The following is a 26,882-nucleotide window of genomic DNA, read 5'->3' on the forward strand; positions in this document are numbered from 1 at the left end:
AAGGTTCAGCATGAAAGGATCAGCGCGGAAGCTCACCGCGCCGCTCCGCGAAGAAGGACTTGAGCAAGCGCTTGGCGTGAGCGGCCAATAGTCCCCCTTCCACCTCGACGTGGTGATTATGCCAGGGCTGTGCAAACAGATTGGCACGCGATTCCACCATGCCGGTCTTCGGCTCTGCCGCCCCGTAGACGACCCGCTTCACCCGCGCGTGGATCAAGGCACCACTGCACATCATGCAGGGTTCCAGCGTCACATACAGCGTGCAATCGTCGAGACGATAGTTGCCGAGTCGGGCCGCCGCCGCGCGCAAGGCCTGCACCTCGGCATGTGCCGTCGGGTCCGGGGTACTGACAGGCGCATTGTAGCCAGTGCCGATGATGTCGCCCTGGGGATTGACCACCACCGCGCCGACAGGCACCTCGCCAGCCTCGAATGCCAGCCGCGCCTGGTCCAGCGCCCGGTGCATATAGTAATGATCCCCACGTGGCCCACTCCGGGCCTGCGGCGCTATCGCCAACTCGTCACTCACCGTTGTTCTCCGGTATCCTGAGGCCATTGTTTCGCTCACCATGATAACGGCTTGGCGCTCGCGCTTCCTCCTGCATTGCTACCCCGCGCGGTCTGGCACTGCTCCGAGCGCCTGCCTCTCAGCACAAGGATAGATCCATGACCCAAACAGCTACTGCGCCTCTTGAGGCACTGGTCACCCTGCTGGGTCTTGAGACCCTGGAAGAGAACCTGTTCAGAGGGCACAGTCAGGACCTCGGCTTCCCTCAGCTGTTTGGCGGACAGGTACTCGGACAAGCGCTGTCCGCAGCGACACGCACGGTGCCGGTCGAACGCCAGGTTCACTCTCTGCATGGCTACTTCCTGCGCCCGGGCGATGCCCACAAGCCTGTCATCTATCAGGTTGATGGCGTGCGTGATGGCGGCAGCTTCACGACCCGACGCATCAGTGCCATCCAGAATGGCAAGACCATCTTCTTCTGCAGCGCCTCCTTCCATGGCAAGGAGGCGGGATTCGAGCATCAGCTCGCCATGCCCGATATCGAATCCCCAGAGCAGTTGATCGAACAGGGGGCACGCATCGAGCGCTACAAAGGCCATCCCATCGAGTTCCTGCGCCTGAAGGCGCCGATCACGGCGAGTGTTGATGACGCCTGCCCACCGCCACGCCAGCGGTTGTGGTTCCGACTGGCAGGCGAGCTGCCGGAAGATGATGCCCTACATCGCTACCTGCTGACTTACAGCTCCGACTTCAATCTGCTGGCGACAGGCCTCGGCGGACATGGCGTGCGGTTCGGTTCGCCCGAACTGCAAATGGCGAGCCTGGATCACTCGCTATGGTTCCACCGCGATGTACGCGTCAATGATTGGTTGCTCTACGAGATGGATAGCCCGTGGGCGGGAGGCGCACGTAGCTTCGCTCGCGGCAGCCTCTACAACCGGCACGGTGAACTGGTGGCATCCAGCGCCCAGGAAGGCCTGACACGCCTGCGCAAACGCCCCTGAACGAATCGCCCTGTGCGAATTGTCCTGAGCGAATCGTCCTGAACAACAATGCCCCTCTTGAGACATTCTCAAGAGGGGCATTGTCATTTTTGGCTGCGTCTATCTACAACCTACAACCCACAGCGCTGAGAATAGCGCACTGCGATTCACTATTATCGCGTCAATAGGGGAGTCACTTCAGTGCTGTCCTGACGCGCGTGCAGTTTTCATCCCGATAGCGCTGCTTGTAGTCATTGCGCTGGGACTGCCAACTTCGCATCTGGCCCGACGACCCGCCGCCGCGACGCCTATCGGTATAATATTCGATCTTGTCCTTGATGAACTGACAGCGCTCTATCTTCCTCTCTCGCTCCCCGGCAGATGCCATTTCTGACGACATCAGCCCCAACAAAAGAGCCATCATTCCTGCCAATAGAAGTCTTGATAACGAATATGAAAAGCCCCTCGACATGTCGCCTCCTTGCGCCTGTTCATGGATAACTTCAATGAGTGATATTCAATGACAGCGCAGACACCGAGCAGGTACTGCAACAGCAAAAATATCTCCCGATAAAGATACCTCTCAACAGCGTGGAATGCCTGTCGATCAAGTACACTCAATAGAGCGTCAGAACGCTTTCCCAGTAATACTGATCCATAAACAAAGATGCCTCTATCACAGAAGTGATAGAGGCATCTTTGTTTCATGCAACTCATGTAGCTATGTCTTGCGCTCTACGCATTTACCCCAGCACAACTTCTTCTTTAGGCGTACTTTGCTTGCGCGAGGCTTTTCTTTCACACCACTTTTCCGCACAAGTTTTCCTGCGCACAAAGAGAACCGCCCCTGCAGCAAGGCTACAGGGGCGGTTCGGGATAAGTGCCTGACGATGACCTACTCTCACATGGAGAAACTCCACACTACCATCGGCGCTAAGCGGTTTCACTTCCGAGTTCGGCATGGGATCGGGTGGTTCACGCTCGCTATGGTCGTCAGGCGAAACGGTGGCATCTTGCGATGCCTGAGTCTCAAGGCTTGTGGCCTCGTGACTCGCAATATGAATCATGCTGACCGATATGTCTCGATCCTGTCGCAATCCCGGCGTTTGCCTGCGCAAACCCCTTGGGTGTTATATGGTCAAGCCTCACGGGCAATTAGTACTGGTTAGCTCAACACATTGCTGTGCTTCCACACCCAGCCTATCAACCTTGTAGTCTTCAAGGGCCCTTCAGGAGGCGCAAGGCCTCAGGGAAGTCTCATCTTGAAGGGGGCTTCCCGCTTAGATGCTTTCAGCGGTTATCCCGTCCGAACGTAGCTACCGGGCAATGCCATTGGCATGACAACCCGAACACCAGAGGTTCGTCCACTCCGGTCCTCTCGTACTAGGAGCAGCTCTTCTCAAACTTCCGACGCCCACGGCAGATAGGGACCGAACTGTCTCACGACGTTCTAAACCCAGCTCGCGTACCACTTTAAATGGCGAACAGCCATACCCTTGGGACCGACTTCAGCCCCAGGATGTGATGAGCCGACATCGAGGTGCCAAACACCGCCGTCGATGTGAACTCTTGGGCGGTATCAGCCTGTTATCCCCGGAGTACCTTTTATCCGTTGAGCGATGGCCCTTCCATACAGAACCACCGGATCACTAGAACCTACTTTCGTACCTGCTCGACGTGTCTGTCTCGCAGTCAAGCACCCTTATGCTCTTGCACTCAATGCACGATTTCCAACCGTGCTGAGGGTACCTTCGTGCTCCTCCGTTACTCTTTAGGAGGAGACCGCCCCAGTCAAACTACCCACCATACACTGTCCTCGATCCGGATAACGGACCTGAGTTAGAACGCCAATGATGTCAGGCTGGTATTTCAAGGTTGGCTCCACCGCATCTGGCGACGTGGTTTCAAAGCCTCCCAGCTATCCTACACAGACAACATCAGCATCCAGTGTAAAGCTATAGTAAAGGTTCACGGGGTCTTTCCGTCTAGCCGCGGGTACACAGCATCTTCACTGCGATTTCAATTTCACTGAGTCTCGGGTGGAGACAGCGTGGCCATCATTACGCCATTCGTGCAGGTCGGAACTTACCCGACAAGGAATTTCGCTACCTTAGGACCGTTATAGTTACGGCCGCCGTTTACCGGGGCTTCGATCAAGAGCTTCGCGTGAGCTAACCCCATCAATTAACCTTCCGGCACCGGGCAGGCGTCACACCCTATACGTCCGCTTGCGCGTTTGCAGAGTGCTGTGTTTTTAATAAACAGTTGCAGCCACCTGGTATCTTCGACCGGTAAGAGCTTACGGAGCAAGTCCTTCACTCGAACCGGTGCACCTTCTCCCGAAGTTACGGTGCCATTTTGCCTAGTTCCTTCACCCGAGTTCTCTCAAGCGCCTTGGTATTCTCTACCTGACCACCTGTGTCGGTTTGGGGTACGGTCGCATGTGATCTGAAGCTTAGAGGCTTTTCCTGGAAGCGTGGCATCGATGACTTCCTGACCGTGGTCAGTTCGTCTCGCATCTCGACCTCAGAGGAACCGGATTTGCCTGATTCCTCGGCCTACATGCTTTCACCAGGACAACCAACGCCTGGCTCACCTAGCCTTCTTCGTCCCCCCATCGCAACCACATCCGGTACGGGAATATTAACCCGTTTCCCATCGACTACGCGTTTCCGCCTCGCCTTAGGGGCCGACTCACTCTGCTCCGATTAACGTAGAACAGAAAACCTTGGTCTTCCGGCGGGGGAGTTTTTCACTCCCCTTATCGTTACTCATGTCAGCATTCGCACTCGTGATACCTCCAGCAGACTTCTCAATCCACCTTCATTGGCTTACACGACGCTCCTCTACCGCTCATCCAGAGGATGAACCCGTAGCTTCGGTACCTGATTTAGCCCCGTTATATCTTCCGCGCAGGCCGACTCGACTAGTGAGCTATTACGCTTTCTTTAAAGGATGGCTGCTTCTAAGCCAACCTCCTAGCTGTCTGAGCCTTCCCACATCGTTTCCCACTTAATCAGGATTTTGGGACCTTAGCTGACGGTCTGGGTTGTTTCCCTTTTCACAACGGACGTTAGCACCCGCTGTGTGTCTCCCACGCTGCACTCACTGGTATTCGGAGTTTGCCTCGGGTTGGTAAGTCGGGATGACCCCCTAGCCGAAACAGTGCTCTACCCCCAGCGGTGATACGTGAGGCGCTACCTAAATAGCTTTCGAGGAGAACCAGCTATCTCCGGGCTTGATTAGCCTTTCACTCCGATCCACAGCTCATCCCAGCATTTTTCAACATACTTGGGTTCGGGCCTCCAATTGATGTTACTCAATCTTCACCCTGGCCATGGATAGATCGCCCGGTTTCGGGTCTATACCCTGCGACTGGTCGCCCAGTTAAGACTCGGTTTCCCTACGCCTCCCCTATACGGTTAAGCTCGCCACAGAATATAAGTCGCTGACCCATTATACAAAAGGTACGCGGTCACACCACGAAGGTGCTCCCACTGCTTGTACGCATACGGTTTCAGGATCTATTTCACTCCCCTCGCCGGGGTTCTTTTCGCCTTTCCCTCACGGTACTGGTTCACTATCGGTCAGCCAGGAGTATTTAGCCTTGGAGGATGGTCCCCCCATGTTCAGTCAAGGTTTCTCGTGCCCCGACCTACTCGATTTCACGTGACTCAGACTTCGACTACGGGACTATCACCCTGTATCGTCAAGCTTCCCAGCTTGTTCGTCTGTCAGTTGTCACGCTTAAGGGCTGGTCCCCGTTCGCTCGCCGCTACTTGGGGAATCTCGGTTGATTTCTTTTCCTCCGGGTACTTAGATGTTTCAGTTCCCCGGGTTTGCCTCTATAGGTTATGTATTGGCCTATAGATACTCACCTGATGGTGAGTGGGTTTCCCCATTCGGAAATCGTTGGGTCGCAGGGTATTTGCCACCTCGCCAACGCTTATCGCAGGCTATCACGTCCTTCATCGCCTCTGGCTGCCAAGGCATCCACCGTATGCGCTTAATCGCTTGACCATATAACCCCAAGGGGTCTGTCAAGGATTACGAATCTGTCGGACCTCTCCGACATATCGTTTGATAGACATGCACTTGGCGCACACATCTATCGTCAGCATGATTCACATTGTTAAAGAGCGGCTGTTCAGAGAACAGTGAGAAGCGCGCTCTATGATGAGCACGCTTGCCACTGCCGGCTAAGCCAGCAATAAGATCAGGTAATTCGTTGTGAGCACTTGCCGCGAGCAGTAGACAGTGTCGATAAGGAGGTGATCCAGCCCCAGGTTCCCCTAGGGCTACCTTGTTACGACTTCACCCCAGTCATGAACCACACCGTGGTGATCGCCCTCCCGAAGGTTAGGCTAACCACTTCTGGTGCAGTCCACTCCCATGGTGTGACGGGCGGTGTGTACAAGGCCCGGGAACGTATTCACCGTGGCATTCTGATCCACGATTACTAGCGATTCCGACTTCATGGAGTCGAGTTGCAGACTCCAATCCGGACTGAGGCAAGCTTTATGGGATTGGCTCCACTTCGCAGTATTGCAACCCTTTGTACTTGCCATTGTAGCACGTGTGTAGCCCTACCCGTAAGGGCCATGATGACTTGACGTCGTCCCCACCTTCCTCCGGTTTGTCACCGGCAGTCTCCTTAGAGTTCCCGACATTACTCGCTGGCAAATAAGGATAGGGGTTGCGCTCGTTACGGGACTTAACCCAACATTTCACAACACGAGCTGACGACAGCCATGCAGCACCTGTCTCAGAGTTCCCGAAGGCACCAATCCATCTCTGGAAAGTCCTCTGGATGTCAAGGGTAGGTAAGGTTCTTCGCGTTGCATCGAATTAAACCACATGCTCCACCGCTTGTGCGGGCCCCCGTCAATTCATTTGAGTTTTAACCTTGCGGCCGTACTCCCCAGGCGGTCAACTTATTGCGTTAGCTGCGCCACTAAGTCCTCAAGGGACCCAACGGCTAGTTGACATCGTTTACGGCGTGGACTACCAGGGTATCTAATCCTGTTTGCTACCCACGCTTTCGCACCTCAGTGTCAGTGTCAGTCCAGAAGGCCGCCTTCGCCACTGGTATTCCTCCCGATCTCTACGCATTTCACCGCTACACCGGGAATTCTACCTTCCTCTCCTGCACTCTAGCCAAGCAGTTCCAGATGCCGTTCCCAGGTTGAGCCCGGGGCTTTCACACCTGGCTGACTTAGCCACCTACGCGCGCTTTACGCCCAGTAATTCCGATTAACGCTTGCACCCTCCGTATTACCGCGGCTGCTGGCACGGAGTTAGCCGGTGCTTCTTCTGCGAGTGATGTCTTTCCTCGGGAGTATTAGTCCCAAGGCGTTCTTCCTCGCTGAAAGTGCTTTACAACCCGAAGGCCTTCTTCACACACGCGGCATGGCTGGATCAGGCTTTCGCCCATTGTCCAATATTCCCCACTGCTGCCTCCCGTAGGAGTCTGGGCCGTGTCTCAGTCCCAGTGTGGCTGATCATCCTCTCAGACCAGCTACGGATCGTCGCCTTGGTGAGCCATTACCTCACCAACAAGCTAATCCGACATGGGCTCATCCGATAGCGCAAGGTCCGAAGATCCCCTGCTTTCTCCCGTAGGACGTATGCGGTATTAGCCTGAGTTTCCCCAGGTTGTCCCCCACTATCGGGCAGATTCCCATGCATTACTCACCCGTCCGCCGCTCGACGCCTCCTAGCAAGCTAGGATCGTTTCCGCTCGACTTGCATGTGTTAAGCCTGCCGCCAGCGTTCAATCTGAGCCATGATCAAACTCTTCAGTTGAAAGCTTGATAGTCTGTTAAGCAGACCAAACTTGGTTCAGAGTCAAACTTCTCGTGAGAGGCTTGCTCCGATATTTGGTGACCTTGTCACCACTCATCGGCAAGCGCTCACACGAATTACCTGATCAAATTTTTAAAGAGCGTCGCTGTTAAGCGAGGAGGCATATTCTACCCGGAACGCTTGAGAAGTCAAGCACTTGATGATGAGTCAGTCGACTGCCTCTAAGCATCATCAAGCGGTGAGGAGCGTTGCTCGATCACCTGTTCCGTAAGGAGTGCGGCGTATTCTAGCGAATCGCCCGGGATTGTCAATCGTTGATGTCGAAGCGGACTTCAAAAACATCAAGCAAAACAATCACCTGCAAACCTCTTTCACCGCTGGTAACGCCATGCGTCCCCGGCAGCGGATGCGTACTTTACGCACGAACCGCCGTGAGGGCAAGGGCTTTTTGGCAGCAATGTCCAAAAGAGTGCAAAGCGGGCCCATGCGTTTCTCTAGCGCCATCAGGACGACATCTCGAAGAACACCACATGAAGAGCTCTCTATACAGCCACTTCATTTACCGGCGCTTTCAGTACCACTCCATCAAGCGCACCTCCCCCCCTCTCAACACGCTTCTTCAAAAACTTCCCTGCAAGACATGTGAGCCGCTGCATGCGCGACGGCATCGGCCAATGCACTTTCTCTCCCCGCCGCCATCTGGCAGACACTGCCCACGATGATCAGGCACGGTGTCGGCAATGGATGCTCGGCCAGACGACTCACCATATTGCCGAGCGAGCCGTGCAGAGCCTGCTGCTCGGGAAGGCTGGCATTGGCGACCAGCATCATCGGCCAGTCCGCCGGCAATCCATGACGCTGCAACTCATCACAGATCACCTCGAGACGATTGAGCCCCATATAGAAGAGAAGCGTTTCATCGCGACGCGCCAGCTGCTGCCATTCAGGCTGTTCGCTCTTGCTGCAGAGCTGAGCGGTCACGAAACGCAGACGCTGTGCATGCGCCCTGTCCGTCAATGGCATCCCCAGGGCAGCGGCCGCACCGGAAGCCGCGGTGATGCCCGGCACGATATGACGCGTGATGGCGGCATCATCGAGGGCCGCGAGCTCTTCCCCCATGCGGCCGAAGACACCGGGGTCACCGCCCTTAAGGCGCACGACCCGCATGCCTTCCCCCGCCAGGCGAACCATCAGCGCACCGATCTCATCCTGCGGCACACTATGATTGCCGCAGGCCTTGCCGACGTAATAGCGCTCACAGTGAACCGGTAGCTGAGCGAGAATCTCATCGCCGACCAGTCGGTCATATACCACCGCATCCGCAGCATTCAGCATTCGCCAAGCCTTGAGCGTCATCAGGTCCGGATCCCCCGGCCCCGCGCCCACCAGCGCGACCTGGCCCGGAAGAAACGCCTCCCAGGCGGGAGAAATCCCGTTGGCATCGCTGCGCGCTGGCGCCTGCCGATTCTCGCCACGCCACTCGCGCCGCGACATCAGGCCATCAGTCAGCGGCGCCATGAGAATCCCGAGAGACTCTGCACTGCTGGATACCGACATCAGGTCACGCCATTTCCAACGAATCAGTCCGCTCATCGGATCGCTCCTCTTCCACAAGACGTTTGAGTTCAGGCAGGCAGGAACCGCAGCGAGTGCCGCAGGCCAGTCGCGCGCCCAGGGCTTCCACGGAACCGTCACCGGACTGGATGGCCTGACGAATGGTCAGTTCGCCGACCTGATGGCAGGCGCAGACCATCGCCCCGACGTCCGCTTGCCCGGAGAGACGGCCGGCCAGCAGGCTGCGCCGCTCATGCGCGGAGAGCTGCTCTGATGCGAAGCATTCGCCCAGCCAGGCGATATTGGGTTGGCGATCGAGGTGTGCGTCACCCGGCATCACCTTCAGCCACCAGACAAGGCGTCCATCACGAAAGCCCGCTGCGCTGATGCCACCCTGGGCGGCGTCCTGTGCCCAGAGCCCCGCCGGGACACCCAGATGGCTTTCGCACCAATGCTGCCAATCCGGCTGGCCCTGACCTGCCAGCTGGTAGCGCACCAATGCCGATTGCGGAATACGCGCCCAGTAGCGCCCGTCGAGCTGGGCCACGGCATCCACCAGATCCTCACGCCCGGCCAGGATGGAGGGGGCAATCAACAAGGTGGCCTGCCACTCGCACGGCAATGACTCGACCTCGACCGCGCCATGCTTGGATTCCGGCTGTCCGGAGAAGGGATCGACGAGCCCCGCCAGCAGCGCACCGGCCCGAGCGTGACTCGCGAAGTGGTCGCTCCAGTGCATCGGAATGAATACCTCCCCGCGACGCTGACCACTGCTGATGCGGACGCGAGCCCGATAATCTCCACGCAGCCCGCCCTGCTCATCACGCCCCTTGAGCTGCGCTAGACCGCCATCCCGCAAATCGCGAGCCGCCGCATCCTGCGGATGAAGCTCCACGAAAGGCTCGGCACGATGATTCATCAGGCGAGCACTGCGCGCGGTGCGCGTCATGGTGTGCCACTGATCACGGATACGCCCGGTATTGAGGCGCAGCGGCGCCGCATCGCTCAGCGCCTGTTGCGGAAATTGCGGTACCACGGGCACCAGCCGTGCGCGCCCATTGGGTGTGTTGAAGGTGGCATCCTCGAACAGGCGCGGCGTGCCGATCAGCTCGCCCTTTTCCCCACGGCGTACCGGCCACTGGATCGGCTTGAGCGCGTCGTAACCCGCGCGATCCAGATCCGCCAACGGCGCGATGTTGAACAGCCGCTTGACCGAGAAGGTCGCCGATGGCTTGCGACCGGCCTTGAGACGCGGCGCAGAATTGCGAAACCCCGAAAGACGGGCGTGCTCACGAAAGATCGCGTGGGGCCCCGAGTAGTCGAAAGCCTCCTGAAAGCCCATGCGCTTGCCGACCTCCGCCAGCTGCCACCAGTCATGACGCGCCTCGCCGGGCGGAGTTAGCAGGCCACGCTGACGCGAGATGCAGCGCTCGGAGTTGGTGACGGTGCCATCCTTCTCGCTCCAGCTGCTGGCCGGCAGCACCACATCGGCGTACGCCAAGGTGTCGCTGTCGGCCATGCACTCGGAGACGATCACCAGCGGGCAGGCCGCCAGCGCCGCACGCACTCGTGCGCTATCCGGCAGGCTCACCGCCGGGTTGGTCGCCATGATCCACAGCGCCTTGATCTCGCCACGCCCCAGCGCCGCAAACAGCTCGACCGCCTTGTGACCAGGCCCCTCGGGCAGGTTCGGTGCCTTCCAGAACTCGCTGACCAGCGCCCGCGCACCCGGCGTGTCGTAATCCATATGTGCCGCCAGCTGGTTCGCCAGCCCACCGACTTCGCGGCCGCCCATCGCATTGGGCTGCCCGGTGATGGAGAACGGCCCCGCGCCCGGTAGCCCGATCTTGCCGCCTGCCAGATGGCAATTGATGATCGCATTGCCCTTGTCGGTGCCACTGGTCGATTGATTCACGCCCTGGGAGAACAGCGTGACCACGTGCAGCTGGGTGGCGAACCAGTAATAGAAGGTCTCGAGACGCTCCACATCGATATCGCAATCCCGCGCAATCGCGGAAAGCGAGCAGTCGTCACGCTTTGCCTGCTTGAGTGCCGCATCGAAACCCTGGGTGTGGGCCTCCAGATAGAGGCGATCGGTGCGTCCGCGCTCGGCCATATAGGCCAGCAAGCCATTGAAGAGGCGCGCGTCGCTGCCGGGGCGAATGCCCAGATACAGGTCCGCGATCTCGCAGCTGTCGGTCAGGCGCGGGTCGATCACCACGATACGCAGCAGCGGATTGTCGATACGCGCCTGCTTGAGACGCTGGAACAGCACCGGGTGATTCCAGGCCAGATTGCTGCCGACCAGCACCACCAGCTCGGCACGCTCGAGATCCTCATAGCTGCAAGGCACGGCGTCTGCCCCGAAGGCACTCTTGTGCGCCACGACCGCCGAGGCCATGCACAGCCGCGAATTGGTATCCAGGTGCGGCGTGCCGATGAAGCCCTTGAACAGCTTGTTGGCGAGGTAATAGTCCTCGGTCAACAGCTGCCCCGACAGATAGGCGGCGATGCTGTCCCCACTATGGGTGCTGCGCAGCTCACCGAAGCGAGCGGCGATCAGCTCCAGCGCCGTATCCCAGCTCACCTCTCGCAGCACGCCTGCGGCGTCGCGTATCTGAGGCTGCGTCAGGCGGCCGCTGGATGACAGCGTCTCGGCAAGCGCAGACCCCTTGACGCACAGACGCCCGTAATTGGCCGGATGGTCGTTGTCGCCGCTGACGGCGGTGATCCTGCGCTTGAGCTCACCACCCTCCTGCGCCCGGGTTTCCAGCTCAAGTGACACGCCACACCCGACACCGCAATACGGGCAGGTCGTCGAGGCGCTGCAGGAGGAAGACTCACTTGTGCTATGGGGCTTGCTGGCCTGCATCGACATCACTCCCTGGTGCAGTAAGCATGAAAAAAGGCGCCTGATGACCCGCCACGTAATGTGCGGTCATCAGGCGCCTTTGCCTGTCGTTGTCAGTCCTGCTCTACCCTGCAGACTGACAATGGAAACTGATGGTGAATACGATCTCGTCATGCCGATGGGTGCGCAATCTCGTCTTCGAGACGTCGACATGGCGTGCGTGATTGAAGAGCCGCCGTTGGCCGGTTCGCGAGTCTCGCAACAGTGAAGCTTGCGGAGTCGCGAACCCTCAATCAGGTATCACACCAATGACCTGACAGACGCACTTAACAGACCAACCCTGACCAATCACCAGAAATAACAATCACTTGGCCGTCATAAGCTACCAAAGCAGGAGGCGAACAGCGCGAGACGGCCAGCGCCAGGCACCGCTGACGCACCAGCCATGTGCATCAGCGCATGCGACTGCACCAATCCCTGCCTTGATGCCTCCCGCAACCGCGACCGACTCTGCCATGGCAGGACAGCGCCTCGAGCCTCTTCAACTGCAAGTGAATGAAAAATAGCGACTTTCTCTGAAGCGGCACCGAATTCGCCTGAATATCGGCAGGTTGGGTCAATGACGACCCCGAATCGCAGGTCTCGCAACGCATCACTCCGATGAGTGACATGCAGCAGCCAACGGTCCGCCAGACCTGCCGCAGTTGCGGGTGACATCGACATCGGCACCTGAACACTGCAACTCGCTATCCAATGCTTAGCCCTCATCTTCCAGGCAAAGGCGCCTGCTTGACGTCGTGATCATCACGGCGGCAAGCAGGCGCTTTTTTTTATGCGTCCAGAACGTCAGCGCAAGGAGGCAGAATGCATCCGTCATCTACCACCCGCGAGCCTACGCCAGCACTGGTCATCATCGGCCACGGCATGGCGGCGCAGAAGCTGTTGGAGCAGCTGGTCTCGCTGAGCCCTGATCAGCAGCTGCCCTGGCCGGTCACGGTGATCGGCGAGGAGCCCCACCTCCCCTACAACCGCATTCAGCTCTCGCCGCTATTGGCCGGCGAGACACAAACCGACGGCCTGATCAGCCAGCAGGCCGACTGGTTCTCGCGGCACGGCATCACACGGATCAGCGGCGACCCCGTCAGCCAGATCGATCGCACCGCCCGCTGTGTCGAGACCGCCAGCGGTGGCCGCATCCCCTATCAGCGGCTGGTGATCGCGACCGGCTCACGTCCGGCGCTGCCCCTGCCTCTGCCCGCTCATCTGCCAGAGGCATCGTCCGCCAATGACTGGCCGCCGGGACTGATGGGCTTTCGCGACCTGAAGGATGTCGAGCAGATGCAGGCCGCCTGCCTTGCCGGACGGCAGGCGGGCGCCGGCGCACTGGTCATCGGCGGCGGGCTGCTCGGGCTCGAGGCCGCCGAGGGCCTGCGCAAGGGTGGCCTTGAGGTGACGCTACTGCAGCGCAGCGAGCGCCTGATGAACCGTCAGCTGGATCAGATCGCGGCCGGACTGCTGGAGCAGGAGCTTCGCGAGCGTGGCCTCGACATCATCACTGGCGCGCACCTTGAAGAGTGGCTCGAGTCCCCGGCGGGCCGCATCAGCGGCGTGCGCCTCAAGGATGGCCGCGAACTGCGCGCCGGACTGACCATCGCCGCCACCGGCATCCGCCCCGAAATCGAGCTTGCGCGTGCTGCGGGGCTGGCCTGTCAGCGCGCCATCCAGGTCGATGGCCATCTGCTCACGAGCGATCCGCACATTCATGCGCTGGGCGAATGCTGTGAGGTGGCTGGCGAGACCTTCGGCCTGATCGAGCCCATCTGGGCGCAGATCGAAGTGCTCGCCCGCCAGCTTCTCGCGCAACCGACTCCGCCCTATCGCAATGCGCCACTGGCGACGCGTCTCAAGGTCAGCGGCATCGACCTCTATAGCTGCGGCGAGCTTGCCCCCCAGCCGAATGACGAGGTGCTGGTCTATCAGGACCACGCCCTGGGCGACTACCGCCGACTGCTGCTGCGCGAGGAGCGCCTGGTCGGCGTGGTGCTCTACGGCGACGTCAGTGCCGGCAACGCCCTGTTCGAAGCGCTCAAGGCCGGCACGCCACTGACCAGGATTCGCGAAGACCTCCTGCTGATGCCGGCAGAAGCCCTCGCACGTCTGACCCAGGACGGCCCGCCGACGGCGCCCGATGACCCCAGCGGCAAGCCGGGCACTCAAGACATGACAGACCAGCATCGTGATCGCGACACCACAAACAAGACCGACAACACCCCTGACACCTTCGAGGAGGCCGCATGAAACACCTGATCATCATCGGCAATGGCATGGTTGGCCATCACTGCGTCGAGCAGCTGATCGCACTGGGCGCCACCGCGCACTACCAGATTCATGTCTTCGGCGAAGAACGCCACATCGCCTACGACCGCGTGCATCTCTCGGAGTATTTCACCGGACGTGATGCCGAATCTCTCGCGCTCGGCACCGCCGACGACTACCGCAAGGCGGGCGTCACCCTGCACCTCGACGAGTGTGTCACCGCCATCGACCGCGATGGCGGCCATGTCATCACCCCGCGCGGGCGCTACCCCTACGACAGCCTGGTGCTGGCGACCGGCTCGACCCCCTTCGTGCCGCCCATCCAGGGCCTCGGTGAGCCGGGAAGCGAGGCTGCCGCCAGCAATCGTCTGGTCTACCGCACCCTGGAGGATCTTGATCAGATTCGCGCTGCCGCCGATGGCAAGACACACGGCGTGGTGGTCGGCGGTGGCCTGCTGGGGCTGGAAGCCGCCAATGCCCTCAAGTCACTCGGCCTGGAAGCGCATGTCGTCGAATTCGCGCCACGCCTGATGCCGGTGCAGCTGGATGAGGATGGCAGCCTTGCGCTCAAGCAACACATCACTGCGCTGGGCGTGGGGGTGCACCTCAATCGCGCCACCACCGACATCGTGCCCGGCGAGCACCATCAGTGGCGGATGAACTTCGCCGATGGCGAGTATCTGGAGACCGACCTGATCGTGTTCTCCGCCGGCATCCGTCCTCAGGACGCGCTGGCACGCAGCGCCAGCCTCGAGATCGGCGAGCGCGGCGGCATCATCATCGATGACGAATGCCGCACCTCGGACCCGGAAATCTTCGCCATCGGCGAGTGCGCTCTGTGGCAATCGCGCATCTTCGGGCTGGTCGCGCCGGGCTATCAGATGGCCCGCGGCGTGGCGTCCCTGCTGGCTGCCAGCGCTGGTGATGCGGCAAGCGCCTCTCAGGAGAGCTTCCGCTTCCAGGGCGCTGACATGTCCACCAAGCTCAAGCTGCTGGGCGTGGACGTCGGCTCCATCGGTGACGCCCATGGCAAGAGCGAGGGCGCGATCAGCTATCGCTACTGTGACGAGGCCGACGGCGTCTATCGCCGCCTGATCGTCTCGCAGGACCGCAAGCAGGTGCTGGGCGCGGTGCTGATCGGCGACAACTCACGCTACGACACCCTGCTGCAGTACGTCACCAATGGCATCGCGGCGCCCAAGGACCCGGCGGCACTCATCCTGCCGGATGCCAGTGGCGAAGCCATCACGCTGGGCGCGGATGCCCTGCCCGACAGCGCCACGCTGTGCTCCTGCCACAACGTCTCCAAGGGCGATGTCTGCAGCGCCATCGATGCCGGCAACAGTGATCTGGGCGCCATCAAGGCCTGCACCAAGGCCAGCACCGGTTGCGGAGGCTGTGCGGCGCTGCTCAAGAAGGTGGTGGATGCCGAGCTGGAAAGTCGTGGTGTCGAGGTCGATCGCTCACTGTGCGAGCACTTCTCGCACACGCGTCAGGAGCTCTACTCGCTGGTGCGCGTCGAAGGCATCGAGACCTTCGCCGAGCTGATGGCCAGCCACGGCCGCCATCCGGATGCCCTGGGCTGCGAGATCTGCAAGCCGGCGGTGGGCTCGATTCTGGCCTCGTGCTGGAACGCGCCGATCACCGAGTCCTCGCACATTCCGCTGCAGGACACCAATGACACCTTCATGGCCAACATGCAGAAGAACGGCACCTATTCCGTGGTGCCACGCATCCCCGGCGGCGAGATCACGCCGGACAAGCTGATCGCCATCGGTGAGATCGGCAAGCGCTACAACCTCTATACCAAGATCACCGGCGGTCAACGCATCGACCTCTTCGGTGCCCAGCTGCATGAACTGCCGGACATCTGGAGCGAGCTGATCGCCGCCGGCTTCGAGACCGGTCACGCCTATGGCAAGTCCACCCGCACGGTGAAATCCTGCATCGGCAGCACCTGGTGTCGCTATGGCGTGCAGGACAGCATGGCGATGGCACTGACGCTGGAAGACCGCTACAAGGGCCTACGTTCACCGCACAAGCTCAAGTTCGCCGTCTCTGGCTGTACCCGTGAATGCGCCGAGGCCCAGAGCAAGGATGTCGGCGTGATCGCCACCGAGAACGGCTGGAACCTCTATGTCTGCGGCAACGGCGGCATGCGCCCGCGTCATGCCGAGCTGTTCGCGACCGATCTGGATGACGAGAGCCTGATTCGCACCATCGACCGCTTCCTGATGTTCTACATCCGCACCGCCGACCGCCTGCAGCGCACCTCCGTCTGGCGCGAGGGCCTCGAAGGCGGCCTCGACTATCTGAAAGAGGTGATTCTCGAGGACAGCCTGGGGCTCGGCGAGACGCTCGAAGAGCAGATGCAGCAGGTGGTGGACCGCTACGAATGCGAATGGGCCAATGCGCTCAAGAGCCCCGAGAAGCTCAAGCGCTTCCGCAGCTACGTGAATGACCAGCGCCCGGACCCTGACGTGGTCAATATCGTCGAGCGCGACCAGATTCGCCCCGCCAGCCGCGATGAACTGGCCAGTGGCAATCTGATCATCAGCGACGGTGGCGCCCGCGAAGCAGTGGCAGAACATCAGCCTCAGTCAACGACTCACCTGGCCACGGAGGTGCGCTCATGACATCGCCCGCACTCGCCACGACATCTACCGATCCGCTCTCCAGCCCGTCCTCTGCAACACAGGACACCTCTGCCGCGGCACAGACGCCGCTACGCTGGGTGACACTCTGCCAGCGCGAGGACCTGGTGCCGGGCTCCGGCGTGGCCGCCTGGCTTGAGGCGGACGGCCAGGCCCGCCAGATCGCCCTGTTCACGCTGCCGGCCACAGCCGACAGCGACGACCTCACGCTGTTCGCCATCGACCATCATGACCCGGTGTCAGGCGCCAACGTGATTGCCCGCGGCCTGCTGGGTGATCACGCCGGAGAGCCACTGGTGATCTCGCCACTCTACAAGCAGCGCTATCGACTCAGTGATGGCCAATGCCTGGACGACGACACACTCGCATTGACGGTGTGGCCTGTGCGTCTGGCAGGCGGCGAGGTACAGATACAGTGCTAGCGGGCAGACGATGTCTGCTAGCCACACCCGCTATCCACACCCGCAAGCCACATAAGTTATTGATGACGTACGCATATGCTCGAAAAACGGCACATATTTGGTGCACAACCATGCTGCAACGCACCATGAATCGCCCAACAGCGCGCACGCCTCAAGTCATCTGACCGCCACCTGGCAGCCCACAAACAGGCACCAATATCTCAAGCCATTGTTTTTATTGAAAATACCAGAAAGCTGGCATCGGGCATGCAATCTATACAGTGAGATGGCAAATGGCGGCTATCTCGCATGGCGTGCTCATTGCTGAGTCGAGGATCCGGGACCGGCGTATCCCCCTCGATATACAATGGCATTTAAGTCCACCCTACTTGGGGTGGACTTTTTTTATGTCTGAAATCATCGGCAAGTCATTGATGTCTTTGCTTCAGAGCACGATGGGCCACTCACTCCTTCTTTATGATCTCCCTTCGTGCTTCTCGCTTTTCCTTCTCGCCGCCTCGCCACTCATTTTTCTTCCCGCTGCTGACGACGCGCGATCCAGCGCTGACATTCCCCGATGATGCCGCTGCGGAAGCTGAGCACGCAGACCACGAAGATGGCGCCCAGAATCACGCTGACCCAATCCCCCAGCGCGGATTGCGCCAACTGATGCTGCAGCCCGATGACCAGCCCGGAGCCCACCAGTGGCCCGAGCAGCGTGCCGACGCCGCCCAGCAATGTCATCAGGATCACCTCCCCCGACATGTGCCAGCTGGCATCACCCAGCGAGGCGAGCTGGAACACCAGCGTCTTGGTCGCTCCCGCCAGGCCTGCCAGCCCCGCCGACAGCACGAAGGCCACCAGCTTGTAGGCATCGGTGTGATAGCCCAGCGAGATGGCGCGCGGTTCATTCTCGCGGGTGGCCTTCAGCACCTGACCGAAGGGGGAATGCACCACGCGCCGGATCAGGGCAAAGGCCGCCACGAAGATCGCGAACACGAAGTAATAGAGGGTGTGGTTGTTCGCCAGATCGAACACGCCGAACAGCTCACCGCGCGGCACGCCATGCAGGCCATCTTCTCCGTGGGTGAACGGCGCCTGGATGAAGAAGAAGAACATCATCTGGGCCAGGGCCAGCGTGATCATCGCGAAGTAGATGCCCTGCCGCCGGATAGCCAGCGCCCCGAACAGCGTCCCCAGCACTACCGCGCCGAGCGTACCGGCCACGATGCCCAGCGCCGGACTCAGGCCCGGATATTCCGCGAGCAAGAAGCCGGTGATATAGGCGCCCGTGGCCAGGAAGGCGGCATGCCCGAAGGACAGCAGCCCCACGAAGCCGAGCAGCAGATTGAAGGCGCTGGCGAACAGCGCAAAGCACAGAATCTTCATCAGAAAGACGGGATAGGCGACCCAGGGTGCCAGCAACCCGAGCAGGAACAGCACGAGATACAGCACGCCCAGCGGGGTGATTCTGCGCGGCGCTCTGCCTGCACGCGCGGCCTGGTGATCCTGTTGCAGTACGGCCATGTCAGGCCTCCTTTCCGAACAGCCCGGCAGGGCGAAGCATCAACACCATCACCATCACCACGAAGATCACGGTATTGGCGGCCTCGGGATAGAACACCTTGGTCAGCCCCTCGATCAGCCCCATCGCGAGCCCGGTAAGAATGGCGCCAAGAATCGAGCCCATCCCGCCGATGACCACCACCGCGAACACCACGATCAGCAGGCTCGAGCCCATGGTCGGCGAGACGGGATACAAGGGCGCGGCCAGCACGCCGGCGAAGGCGGCAAGCGCCACACCGAGTCCGTAGGTCAGCGACACCATCAAGGGCACATTGATGCCGAAGGCCTGCACCAGCTCGGGGTTCTCGGTTCCCGCGCGCAGATAGGCACCGAGGCGCGTGCGCTCGATCAGGAACCAGACTCCGAAGCAGACCACCAACGCCGCCACCAGCACCCAGGCGCGATAGGTGGGCAGGAACATGAAGCTCAGCTTGAAGCCGCCACTCAGCGCCTCGGGGATCGGATAGCTCGACCCCGAGACACCGAACAGATTCACCAGCGTGCCCTCGAAGATCAGCGCCAGCCCGAAGGTCAGCAACAGGCCATAGAGGTGATCAAGATGCTGGATGCGCCGCAGCAGCAGACGCTCGACCACGATGCCCAGGGCACCCACCACCAGCGGCACCACGATCAGCGCCGTCCAGTAGTTGAGCCCCAGATATTGCGCTCCCAGCAGCGCCGCAAAGGCGCCCAGCATGTACTGGGCACCATGCGCGAAGTTGATGATGCGCAACAGACCGAAGATCACCGCCAGCCCCAGGCTCAGCAATGCATAGAAGGCACCGTTGATCAGCCCCAGCATCAGCTGGCCGAACAGCACCATCAGGGGTATTCCAAAAATCATGGTCATCCGCACATTCCTTTTCAGCGCCCATTCGCGTCAGCCGCTCGGCGCTGCCGATCACCCGACCGGCAGCGCCATGCCATACGCCTCAGCGACTCGACTGACGTTCGGCTTCAGCCCTTGACCAGCTCGCACTGGCTGTCCGCCAGCGGTCGGTAGGCTTCAGCGCCGGGAATGGTGCGGATCACGTCATAGACATCCCACTCGCCTTGGGATTCGGAGGGCGCCTTGACCTTGACCAGATACATGTCGTGCACCATGCGCCCATCGGCACGGATGGTGCCGTTGTTGGCGAACATGTCGTTGACCGGCGTCGCGCCCATCTTGGCGCGCACGGTGGCGGTGTCATCGCTGCCGGTGGCCGCGACCGCATTCAGGTAATGCAGGGTGCTGGAGTAGATGCCGGCCTGCACCATGGTCGGCATGCGCTCATTGCGCTCGTGATAGCGCTGGGACCAGGCGCGTGTCTCGTCATTGAGGTCCCAGTACCAGCCGGTGGTGAGCTGCAGACCCTGCGCCACCTCAAGCCCCAGGGCATGCACGTCATTGAGGAAGATCAGCAGCCCCGCCAGCGACTGCCCGGCCTGTACCACACCGAACTGGCTCGCCGTGGTCAGCGCATTGACGGTGTCCGACCCGGCATTGGCCAGCCCGACGATCTTGGCCCCGGAGCCCTGCGCCTGCAGGATGTAGGAGGAGAAATCACTGGTCGGGAACGGATGGCGCACCTTGCCGACGATGGTGCCGCCGTTCTCGCTCACCACCTTTTCCACATCGCCTTCCAGGGCATGACCGAAGGCGTAATCCGCGGTCAAAAGGAACCAGCTGTCGCCGCCTTCATCGACGATCGCCTTGGCCGTGCCGTGCGCCAGCGGATAGGTGTCATACACCCAGTGGACATGATTGGGCGTGCAATGCTCATTGGTGATGCTGGAAGCCGCCGAGCCGGAAACGATACCCAGCGTGTCCTGTTCGGCGAGAATCCGCGTCACCGCGATGCTCACCGATGAGGCCACCAGCCCGGCGACCATGTCGACATTCTGCTGATCGATCCAGCCGCGCACCGTATTGGCACCGACATCGGCGCTGTTGCGGTCATCGGCACTCAATACCTCGATCGGCATGCCGTTGACGCTGCCGCCGAAGTCCTCGACGGCCATCTTGAGCGCATCGAGACCGCCCGGGCCTGCCAGGTCACGATAGGTGCCCGACATGTCGGCCAGATAGCCGATCTTGATCACGCCATCGCTGATATCGGCCTGCGCGATTCCCGCCGACAGTAGTGACCCCATCATGAGCGCGGACAGCGGCAACAGGCGCCGGCGTGTGGCCGCCGTGATGCAGCGTGACAACGGTGACGCGACAGGGGTGGCGTTGGATGAAACGGTGGCGTTGGATGAAGCAGTGGCGTGCATGACATCTCCAGACCGGATTGCCCGGCAATATTGTGATTGTTGTGATGAGACGTACGGACTTCAGATTGGCGAGTGCAAAGGCCGTGCATAGCGGCCAGCCCTGTGCAGCTCAGCCCGAGCGGGAGCTCAGACCCCCAGTACCTTGTGCAGATATTCGTGGCGGGCCGGTAACTCGTCCGCGCTGATCTCTTCCAGAATGGTGCCGTGCTCCATCAGGTAATGACGGTCGGCCAGCGGTGCGGCAAAGCGGAAGTTCTGCTCCACCAGCACGATGGTCATGCCGCGCGCCTTCAGCATCATCAGCACTTCGGCCAGCTTCTGATTGATGACCGGCGCCAGACCCTCGGTGATCTCATCCAGCAGCAGCAGGTCCGCCCCGGTGCGCAGGATGCGCGCCAGCGCCAGCATCTGCTGCTCGCCACCGGAGAGGCGCGTGCCCTGACTGGTGCGCCGCTCATGCAGATTGGGGAACAGCGCATAAAGCTCATCCAGCGACATGCTCTGGCTCTGGCCCTGGCTATGGCTCTGATCATGCCCCGTGCTCCTGACCAGCGGTGGCAGCAGCAGGTTCTCCTCGACGCTCAGGCTGGCGAAGATGCCGCGCTCCTCGGGGCAGAAGCCGACACCGAGATGGGCGATGCGATGCGGTGCCAGCCCCATGCTGTCCTGCCCCTTGATGAGGATCTCGCCGCTGCGCCGGCCGACCATGTTCATGATCGCGCGCAGCGTACTGCTGCGACCAGCCCCGTTGCGCCCCAACAAGGTCACCAGCTCGCCGCGCCGTACCGTCATGTTGACGCCATGCAGCACATGGGACTCGCCATACCAGGCGTTCAGCTCGCGCAGGCAGAGCTGCTCTTCCCCCATTGGCGAGTTGGCCGCCGAGGCTTGCCTGTCCGTCGCCTGCTCCATAACTACAGTCATGAAACCTCCTTGTGCTCATCCGCCGTGGACTCGGGCACTTCACTGCCCAGATACGCTTCACGCACCTCGGGGTTGGCCGAGACGCTGGCGTAATCGCCTTCCGCCAGCACCCGCCCGCGCGCCAGCACGCTGATGCGATCGCATAGACGGCTGACCACGCTCAGATTGTGCTCGACCATCAGCACCGTACGGCCCCGCGCCGCGACACGAATCAGCTCGACCACGCGGTCCACATCCTCGGCGCCCATGCCCTGGGTCGGCTCGTCCAGCAGCATCACCGTGGGCTCAAGCGCCAGCGTGGTCGCCAGCTCCAGCGCCCGCTTGCGGCCATAGGGCAGACTGGCGGTCACACGGTGGGCGTCATCGCGCAGCCCTACCTGCTCCAGCAGATGCAGCGCCTGCTCGTTCAGGCTGTCGAGGCTGCGTTCCGGCTTCCAGAAATGAAACGAGGTGCCCTGGGGGCGTTGCAGGGCGACCCGCACGTTCTCGAGCACCGTCATCTGGGAAAACACCGCCGATATCTGGAAGGAGCGCACCAACCCCAGGCGCGCGATCTCATGCGACTTCATGCGAGTGATGGATTTGCCGCGATAGAGAATCTCGCCGCGAGTGGCCGGCAGAAAGCGCGTCAGCAGATTGAAGACTGTCGTCTTGCCGGCGCCATTGGGGCCGATGAGGGCATGGATATGCCCTTCCTGCACCTGGAGATTGACGTCATCGACGGCCGTGAAACCCCGAAAATCCTTGCTCAAGCCACGCGTCTCGAGAATCGGGGCTGTCGCTGATGCGCCCCCGCTGGCACGCGGCCCCTGAATGGGCGGTGATGGCATGTCAGTACTCCGTCCTGACCGGCAAGCCGGTGGTCTGTGTCTTCCAAGAGACATGAGGGCTGTTCGTCAGCGTGGATGCCCGCAACATCGCGGCTCGCCATCGATACGCAGCATCAACAGGCGCTATTCACAGGCGCCATCAACAGACGCCACTGACAGGTCCACGATACGCATCATCGTTGCGAACGGCGCAACTGACGTTAACGTAAACTAGAACAGCGAGAGGCGCGCTGCCAGCGGCAAGCGCGCTCACTCGACCAATAGCCGATATATCAGCGACTTCTTTACAACGCAGCCCTCCCGAAACATCTCTAGGCTGACAGATCCCCCTACCAAACCGAGCCGAACAGTCGAGATGAGCGCTATTTCCGCCATAAAAAAGACGCCTGTCCGTCGCGGAATACCGCGCCGAAGAGGCGTCAACGAGGGTTGCCGAGATCATGACCTCTGGCCGGAGATCATGTACCTGACAAGAGACAACGGGTTTGGCCGGAGGCGGCAGGCCTCCGGCGGAAAGTCATGGCAGTTCGACTCAGGCTCACATCACAAAGATTCACATAGCGCGGGGTCAATTCACGCAGACTCAATCCAGTCCAGGTCACGGAACCTGCCAGTGGCTAGCGGTCGTATCAGCATTCGATGGCGTTGACCGCGAGACCGCCCTTGGAGGTCTCCTTATACTTGTCCTGCATGTCACGGCCGGTGTCGCGCATGGTGCGGATCGCCTTGTCCAGCGAGACGAAGTGATCGCCATCGCCACACATCGCCATCTGGGCGGCATTGATCGCCTTGACCGAGGCGATCGCATTGCGCTCGATGCAGGGAATCTGCACCAGGCCCCCGATCGGGTCACAGGTCAGCCCCAGGTTGTGCTCGAGACCGATTTCCGCCGCGTTCTCGACCTGCTCCGGCGTCGCGCCCATCAGCTCGGCAAGCCCGGCGGCCGCCATGGCGCAGGCGGAGCCCACCTCGCCCTGACAGCCGACTTCCGCGCCGGAGATGGAAGCGTTCTTCTTGCACAGGATGCCCACCGAGGCTGCCGTGAGCAGGAAATCGACCACGTCCTCCTCGCGAGCATCTTCCTGGAATTTCATGTAATAGCTGAGCACCGCCGGAATGATGCCGGCCGCGCCATTGGTCGGCGCCGTCACCATGCGACCGCCGGCCGCGTTCTCTTCATTGACCGCCAGCGCGAACAGGTTGACCCAGTCCATCGCCGAGAAGGTCGAGGTGATGATCGACTTGCTGGATTCCACATCCAGCAGGCGTGCATGCAGACGCTTGGCACGACGCTTGACGTTGAGACCGCCGGGCAGCACGCCTTCGTGCGTCAGGCCGTTGTCGATGCACTCGTTCATCACTTCCCAGATACGCCATAGCCCACGCCGCACCTGGGTCTCACTGCGCAGCGCACATTCGTTGGCCATCATCAGCTCGCTGATGCGCATCTTGTGCATGCGACACAGCGCCAGCAGTTCATTGGCGGTGTTGAATTCATACGGCAGACGCAGGCTTTCGTCTTCCAGCAGCGGGTCACGCGCGGCCTCGACTTCGTCGACCACGAAACCGCCGCCCACCGAGTAATAGACATTGCGGTACAGCTCATCGCGATGGCCGTAGGCGATCAGACGCATGGCATTGGGGTGATACGGCAGCGGCGCATCGTGCCACTGCATGTCACGTACCCACACGAAGGGCACCGCGATGCGGTTGTCGAGCAGCAGTGTCTGGGACTCCAGCAGCTCTTCGATGCAGGGGTCGATGATGGCAGGGTCGATCGTTTCCGGCAGCTCGCCCATCAGGCCGAGAATGGTCGCCTTGTCGGTGCCATGGCCTACGCCGGTGGCAGACAGCGAACCATGCAATTGCACCTCGATGCGCGCCACACGCTCCAGCTGGTCGCGCGAGCGCAGGGTCTCGACGAACTGCGCGGCAGCACGCATCGGGCCGACGGTGTGCGAGCTGGAGGGGCCGACACCGACCTTGAAGAGATCAAATACACTGATGGACATGACAACACCTCATCTCGGAAACTCGCCGCGCCTGAGCGCCTGCCAGTGGATGAGGCAATGATGATGGATGGGGACGGGACGCGACAAACCATAAAAATTGGTCGTGGGTTTAGCCTGACTAAACCCTATGCATCAAAAACGGCGTAAACTATGCTCTTCGCGCCACCTTGTGCCCTGATGCCTTTAGCTATCACCGCCATCTTCATCTGGCCATCGCGGCTTCTCCTTCTCTATCTGCCTCCAGCGCTTGCATGAGACCCGCCCATGACGCCTTCCCGCGACAACACGCCTGGTACTGGCCCCGCCGCGCCGCCGACGGCGACCGGCACGCCCGCCACCACACCGAGCCTGCGCCACCTGAATGGTCAGACCCATGCCTGGCTGCAGGTCTTCGCCTGCGCCGCGCGTCATGGCTCCTTCACGCGTGCGGCGGAAGAACTGCACGTCACCACGGGCGCGGTGAGTCAGCAGATCAAGCAGCTGGAGGAGCGGCTGGGCTTCAAGCTGTTTCTGCGTCGTTCACGTGGACTCGAGCTGACAGGGGAAGGCGCGCGACTGGCGCGTGTCGTGGAGCAGTCCTATAGCGCAGTGGGGCTGGAGGTCAAACGGCTGCGCAGCGGCTTGATGAGCGGTGTGCTCAGGTTGCGTTCGGTGCCGTCATTTCTCTCCAAATGGCTAGCGCCCCGGCTACCGCGTCTGCAGGCACGCTTTCCGGATATCGAGCTGCACGTGCGCGCCGAGGACAGTGACTCACCGCTGCGCGAGGGTGATTTCGAGCTGGCAGTCGACCTCAACGACGGCCACTACCCGGGCATGCAGGTCACCGACCTGATGGAAGAGGAGATCTTCCCCGTCTGCCATCCCGGCCTGATGCGCGGCCGCCCGCCGCTGCGCAGCGCAGAGGACCTCGCCTGGTATCCGCTGCTGCACGACATCACCGCCTGGCGCGGCAGCCACGATCACGCCGAGTGGGAATTCTATCTGGCCAGCATCGGCGCGCCCGAGATCAACGTTCAGCGTGGCTATACCTTCAACCGCAACCACCTGTCGATGGAGGCTGCCATCGCCGGCATGGGAGTCGCGATGGCAAGACGCACGCTGATCACCGACGAGCTGTCGCGCGGCACGCTGATTGCGCCCTTCGCGCAGCGGGTACTGACCGGCAAGCGCTACGTCATCGTCCATCCCCACGGCACCCTGGATGATGGCCGCATCCAGGCCGTGCATGACTGGATCGTCGAGGAAGCCGAGCGGGATCGGTTACGTCAGAGCTGACGAACATTTCCGCTCGGCGCAACATCGATGCTGAAATGGAATCTCACAGTTTTCTTACCAGAATATTAACTGAGCACCTTTGCATCGTTATAATGAGCAGGCAAACAACACCCTCACCCTGACTGGCAGTCCATGGACTGTCCGGAGAGTCCCTTGTCTCGCCTGACTTCGCATACCCAGCACCATAACGCTGTTCCGCTCCCCATCAGCGCCGAACAGCCGCTGTATGGGCGCAAGCCCACTTCGCTCTTCATGCAAGCCTGCCTACGCCTGGCCATCTATGCGCCGCTGGTGGCCGCGATGATGTCGCTGGTCATGCATGATGCCCACCACTTCGGTGATGTCGGCTTCAGCGAAGCCAGCTGGACAGAACACATGCAGAGCACTCTGCTGGCGTTGAGCGCAGCCACCATGTGGCTGGTGCATTCACGCCTGCCGGACCTGCGCACCATCAGCCTGCTGCTGTTCGGCCTGTTCGCGGCGTCCCTGATCCGCGAACAGGACGCCCTGCTCGACGGCATGATCGGCGATGGCAGCTGGCAGTTCCTGGTCAGCGTGGTCGCGATCCCGGTCATCATCGGCGTATGGCGCAACCGCAGTCGCTTCATCGCCGAGTTCGAGCACTTCGGACGCAGCTTCGCGTTCGGCCTGTTCGGCGCCGGCTTCCTGGCGACCTACGTCTTCTCACGCCTCTACGGCCGCTCGGAATTCTGGGAAACCCTGATGGGGGACTCCTACCTGCGTTCGGTCAAGAATGCCGCCGAGGAAGTCACCGAACTGTTCGGCTACACCCTGATGGCCATCGCCGTGATCGAGATCGTGCTGCTGGCGATCCGCATGGGCCGCCAGCGCCGCGCCCTGCTGCGTGAGCTCAACGCCAACGACTGAGCCCGGCAGCAAAACCCTCTTGCCGAGCTGCGCGCATGACCTGTCGCATGGCCGTC

The 26,882-nt window shown here is 61.0% G+C and carries 16 protein-coding genes and 3 rRNA genes; 6 read left to right on the top strand and 13 right to left on the bottom strand.

Features of this window, described 5'->3' with window-relative positions:
* Positions 1–19 precede the first annotated feature (19 nt).
* Complete coding sequence (gene tadA, locus HA399_RS14870; RefSeq protein ID WP_054556831.1) at positions 20–466, bottom strand: tRNA adenosine(34) deaminase TadA; 447 nt, start codon at positions 464–466, stop codon at positions 20–22.
* A 200-nt stretch (positions 467–666) separates the two neighbouring features.
* On the opposite strand from tadA, the gene HA399_RS14875 reads away from it, so the two are divergent.
* On the top strand, positions 667–1,512 hold the full coding sequence (locus HA399_RS14875) for an acyl-CoA thioesterase (protein ID WP_404325396.1): 846 nt from the start codon (positions 667–669) through the stop codon (positions 1,510–1,512).
* A gap of 172 nt (positions 1,513–1,684) precedes the next feature.
* Here HA399_RS14875 and HA399_RS14880 read toward each other — a convergent pair whose 3' ends face one another.
* From HA399_RS14880 to HA399_RS14905, 6 genes are all read right to left on the bottom strand, one after another.
* On the bottom strand, positions 1,685–1,963 hold the full coding sequence (locus HA399_RS14880; protein WP_153636550.1) for a hypothetical protein: 279 nt from the start codon (positions 1,961–1,963) through the stop codon (positions 1,685–1,687).
* A 410-nt stretch (positions 1,964–2,373) separates the two neighbouring features.
* Positions 2,374–2,489: ribosomal RNA gene (gene rrf, locus HA399_RS14885) — 5S ribosomal RNA — on the bottom strand.
* Positions 2,490–2,625: 136 nt separating this feature from the next.
* Positions 2,626–5,511: ribosomal RNA gene (locus HA399_RS14890) — 23S ribosomal RNA — on the bottom strand.
* Between the two features lie 244 nt (positions 5,512–5,755).
* Positions 5,756–7,296, bottom strand: a 16S ribosomal RNA gene (locus HA399_RS14895).
* The 16S, 23S and 5S rRNA genes sit together here, the layout of an rRNA operon.
* A 606-nt stretch (positions 7,297–7,902) precedes the next feature.
* Positions 7,903–8,889 carry a uroporphyrinogen-III C-methyltransferase gene (gene cobA / locus HA399_RS14900; protein ID WP_404325397.1) on the bottom strand — a complete coding sequence of 329 codons (987 nt, stop codon included), beginning with the start codon at positions 8,887–8,889 and terminating at the stop codon, positions 7,903–7,905.
* Positions 8,858–11,722, bottom strand: coding sequence for a molybdopterin-dependent oxidoreductase (locus HA399_RS14905; protein ID WP_404325398.1), 2,865 nt, complete (start codon positions 11,720–11,722; stop codon positions 8,858–8,860). The genes cobA and HA399_RS14905 overlap by 32 nt, the downstream gene beginning before the upstream one ends.
* A gap of 843 nt (positions 11,723–12,565) precedes the next feature.
* Between HA399_RS14905 and HA399_RS14910 the strand changes: the two genes are divergently transcribed.
* Genes HA399_RS14910 through nirD form a run of 3 tightly spaced genes read left to right on the top strand, consistent with a single transcriptional unit; the run spans position 12,566 to position 17,093 of the window.
* Entirely contained in the window at positions 12,566–13,999 is a 1,434-nt protein-coding gene (locus tag HA399_RS14910) for an NAD(P)/FAD-dependent oxidoreductase (protein WP_404325399.1), read from the top strand.
* A complete protein-coding gene (gene nirB, locus HA399_RS14915; protein ID WP_404325400.1) occupies positions 13,996–16,653 on the top strand; it encodes a nitrite reductase large subunit NirB in 2,658 nt (885 codons plus the stop codon). Before HA399_RS14910 ends, nirB begins: the two co-directional genes overlap by 4 nt.
* Entirely contained in the window at positions 16,650–17,093 is a 444-nt protein-coding gene (nirD, locus tag HA399_RS14920) for a nitrite reductase small subunit NirD (protein ID WP_303594859.1), read from the top strand. Before nirB ends, nirD begins: the two co-directional genes overlap by 4 nt.
* A 504-nt stretch (positions 17,094–17,597) precedes the next feature.
* On the opposite strand, the gene HA399_RS14925 is transcribed toward nirD, so the two are convergent.
* The 6 genes from HA399_RS14925 to HA399_RS14950 form a co-directional block, all read right to left on the bottom strand.
* Positions 17,598–18,599, bottom strand: a complete 1,002-nt coding sequence (locus tag HA399_RS14925; protein WP_404325401.1) for a branched-chain amino acid ABC transporter permease — start codon at positions 18,597–18,599, stop codon at positions 17,598–17,600.
* A gap of 1 nt (position 18,600) precedes the next feature.
* Positions 18,601–19,488, bottom strand: a complete 888-nt coding sequence (locus HA399_RS14930; protein WP_043334657.1) for a branched-chain amino acid ABC transporter permease — start codon at positions 19,486–19,488, stop codon at positions 18,601–18,603.
* 107 nt (positions 19,489–19,595) lie between these two features.
* Entirely contained in the window at positions 19,596–20,777 is a 1,182-nt protein-coding gene (locus HA399_RS14935; protein WP_404326993.1) for an ABC transporter substrate-binding protein, read from the bottom strand.
* A 246-nt stretch (positions 20,778–21,023) separates the two neighbouring features.
* Positions 21,024–21,809 carry an ABC transporter ATP-binding protein gene (locus tag HA399_RS14940; RefSeq protein ID WP_404326994.1) on the bottom strand — a complete coding sequence of 262 codons (786 nt, stop codon included), beginning with the start codon at positions 21,807–21,809 and terminating at the stop codon, positions 21,024–21,026.
* A gap of 8 nt (positions 21,810–21,817) precedes the next feature.
* Complete coding sequence (locus HA399_RS14945; RefSeq protein ID WP_404325402.1) at positions 21,818–22,651, bottom strand: ABC transporter ATP-binding protein; 834 nt, start codon at positions 22,649–22,651, stop codon at positions 21,818–21,820.
* Between the two features lie 629 nt (positions 22,652–23,280).
* Complete coding sequence (locus HA399_RS14950) at positions 23,281–24,663, bottom strand: L-serine ammonia-lyase (protein WP_043334655.1); 1,383 nt, start codon at positions 24,661–24,663, stop codon at positions 23,281–23,283.
* 264 nt (positions 24,664–24,927) lie between these two features.
* On the opposite strand from HA399_RS14950, the gene HA399_RS14955 reads away from it, so the two are divergent.
* Both HA399_RS14955 and HA399_RS14960 read left to right on the top strand, forming a co-directional pair.
* Complete coding sequence (locus HA399_RS14955; protein ID WP_404325404.1) at positions 24,928–25,938, top strand: LysR substrate-binding domain-containing protein; 1,011 nt, start codon at positions 24,928–24,930, stop codon at positions 25,936–25,938.
* A gap of 153 nt (positions 25,939–26,091) precedes the next feature.
* The gene (locus HA399_RS14960; protein WP_107335965.1) at positions 26,092–26,826 is read left to right on the top strand and encodes a hypothetical protein; all 735 of its coding nucleotides are present in this window, start codon (positions 26,092–26,094) and stop codon (positions 26,824–26,826) included.
* The last annotated feature ends 56 nt before the right edge of the window (positions 26,827–26,882 follow it).

It is taken from the genome of Cobetia sp. UIB-001, from assembly GCF_044789135.1.
Classification (GTDB): Bacteria; Pseudomonadota; Gammaproteobacteria; order Pseudomonadales; family Halomonadaceae; genus Cobetia; species Cobetia amphilecti.

Bases quoted from the DNA above. Each gene is read 5' to 3' on its own strand.
- tadA (WP_054556831.1), bottom strand. From the start codon at position 466: ATGCACCGGGCGCTGGACCAGGCGCGGCTGGCATTCGAGGCTGGCGAG.
- HA399_RS14875 (WP_404325396.1), top strand. From the start codon at position 667: ATGACCCAAACAGCTACTGCGCCTCTTGAGGCACTGGTCACCCTGCTG.
- HA399_RS14880 (WP_153636550.1), bottom strand. From the start codon at position 1,963: ATGTCGAGGGGCTTTTCATATTCGTTATCAAGACTTCTATTGGCAGGA.
- cobA (WP_404325397.1), bottom strand. From the start codon at position 8,889: ATGAGCGGACTGATTCGTTGGAAATGGCGTGACCTGATGTCGGTATCC.
- HA399_RS14905 (WP_404325398.1), bottom strand. From the start codon at position 11,722: ATGCAGGCCAGCAAGCCCCATAGCACAAGTGAGTCTTCCTCCTGCAGC.
- HA399_RS14910 (WP_404325399.1), top strand. From the start codon at position 12,566: ATGCATCCGTCATCTACCACCCGCGAGCCTACGCCAGCACTGGTCATC.
- nirB (WP_404325400.1), top strand. From the start codon at position 13,996: ATGAAACACCTGATCATCATCGGCAATGGCATGGTTGGCCATCACTGC.
- nirD (WP_303594859.1), top strand. From the start codon at position 16,650: ATGACATCGCCCGCACTCGCCACGACATCTACCGATCCGCTCTCCAGC.
- HA399_RS14925 (WP_404325401.1), bottom strand. From the start codon at position 18,599: ATGGCCGTACTGCAACAGGATCACCAGGCCGCGCGTGCAGGCAGAGCG.
- HA399_RS14930 (WP_043334657.1), bottom strand. From the start codon at position 19,488: ATGACCATGATTTTTGGAATACCCCTGATGGTGCTGTTCGGCCAGCTG.
- HA399_RS14935 (WP_404326993.1), bottom strand. From the start codon at position 20,777: ATGATGGGGTCACTACTGTCGGCGGGAATCGCGCAGGCCGATATCAGC.
- HA399_RS14940 (WP_404326994.1), bottom strand. From the start codon at position 21,809: ATGGAGCAGGCGACGGACAGGCAAGCCTCGGCGGCCAACTCGCCAATG.
- HA399_RS14945 (WP_404325402.1), bottom strand. From the start codon at position 22,651: ATGCCATCACCGCCCATTCAGGGGCCGCGTGCCAGCGGGGGCGCATCA.
- HA399_RS14950 (WP_043334655.1), bottom strand. From the start codon at position 24,663: ATGTCCATCAGTGTATTTGATCTCTTCAAGGTCGGTGTCGGCCCCTCC.
- HA399_RS14955 (WP_404325404.1), top strand. From the start codon at position 24,928: ATGACGCCTTCCCGCGACAACACGCCTGGTACTGGCCCCGCCGCGCCG.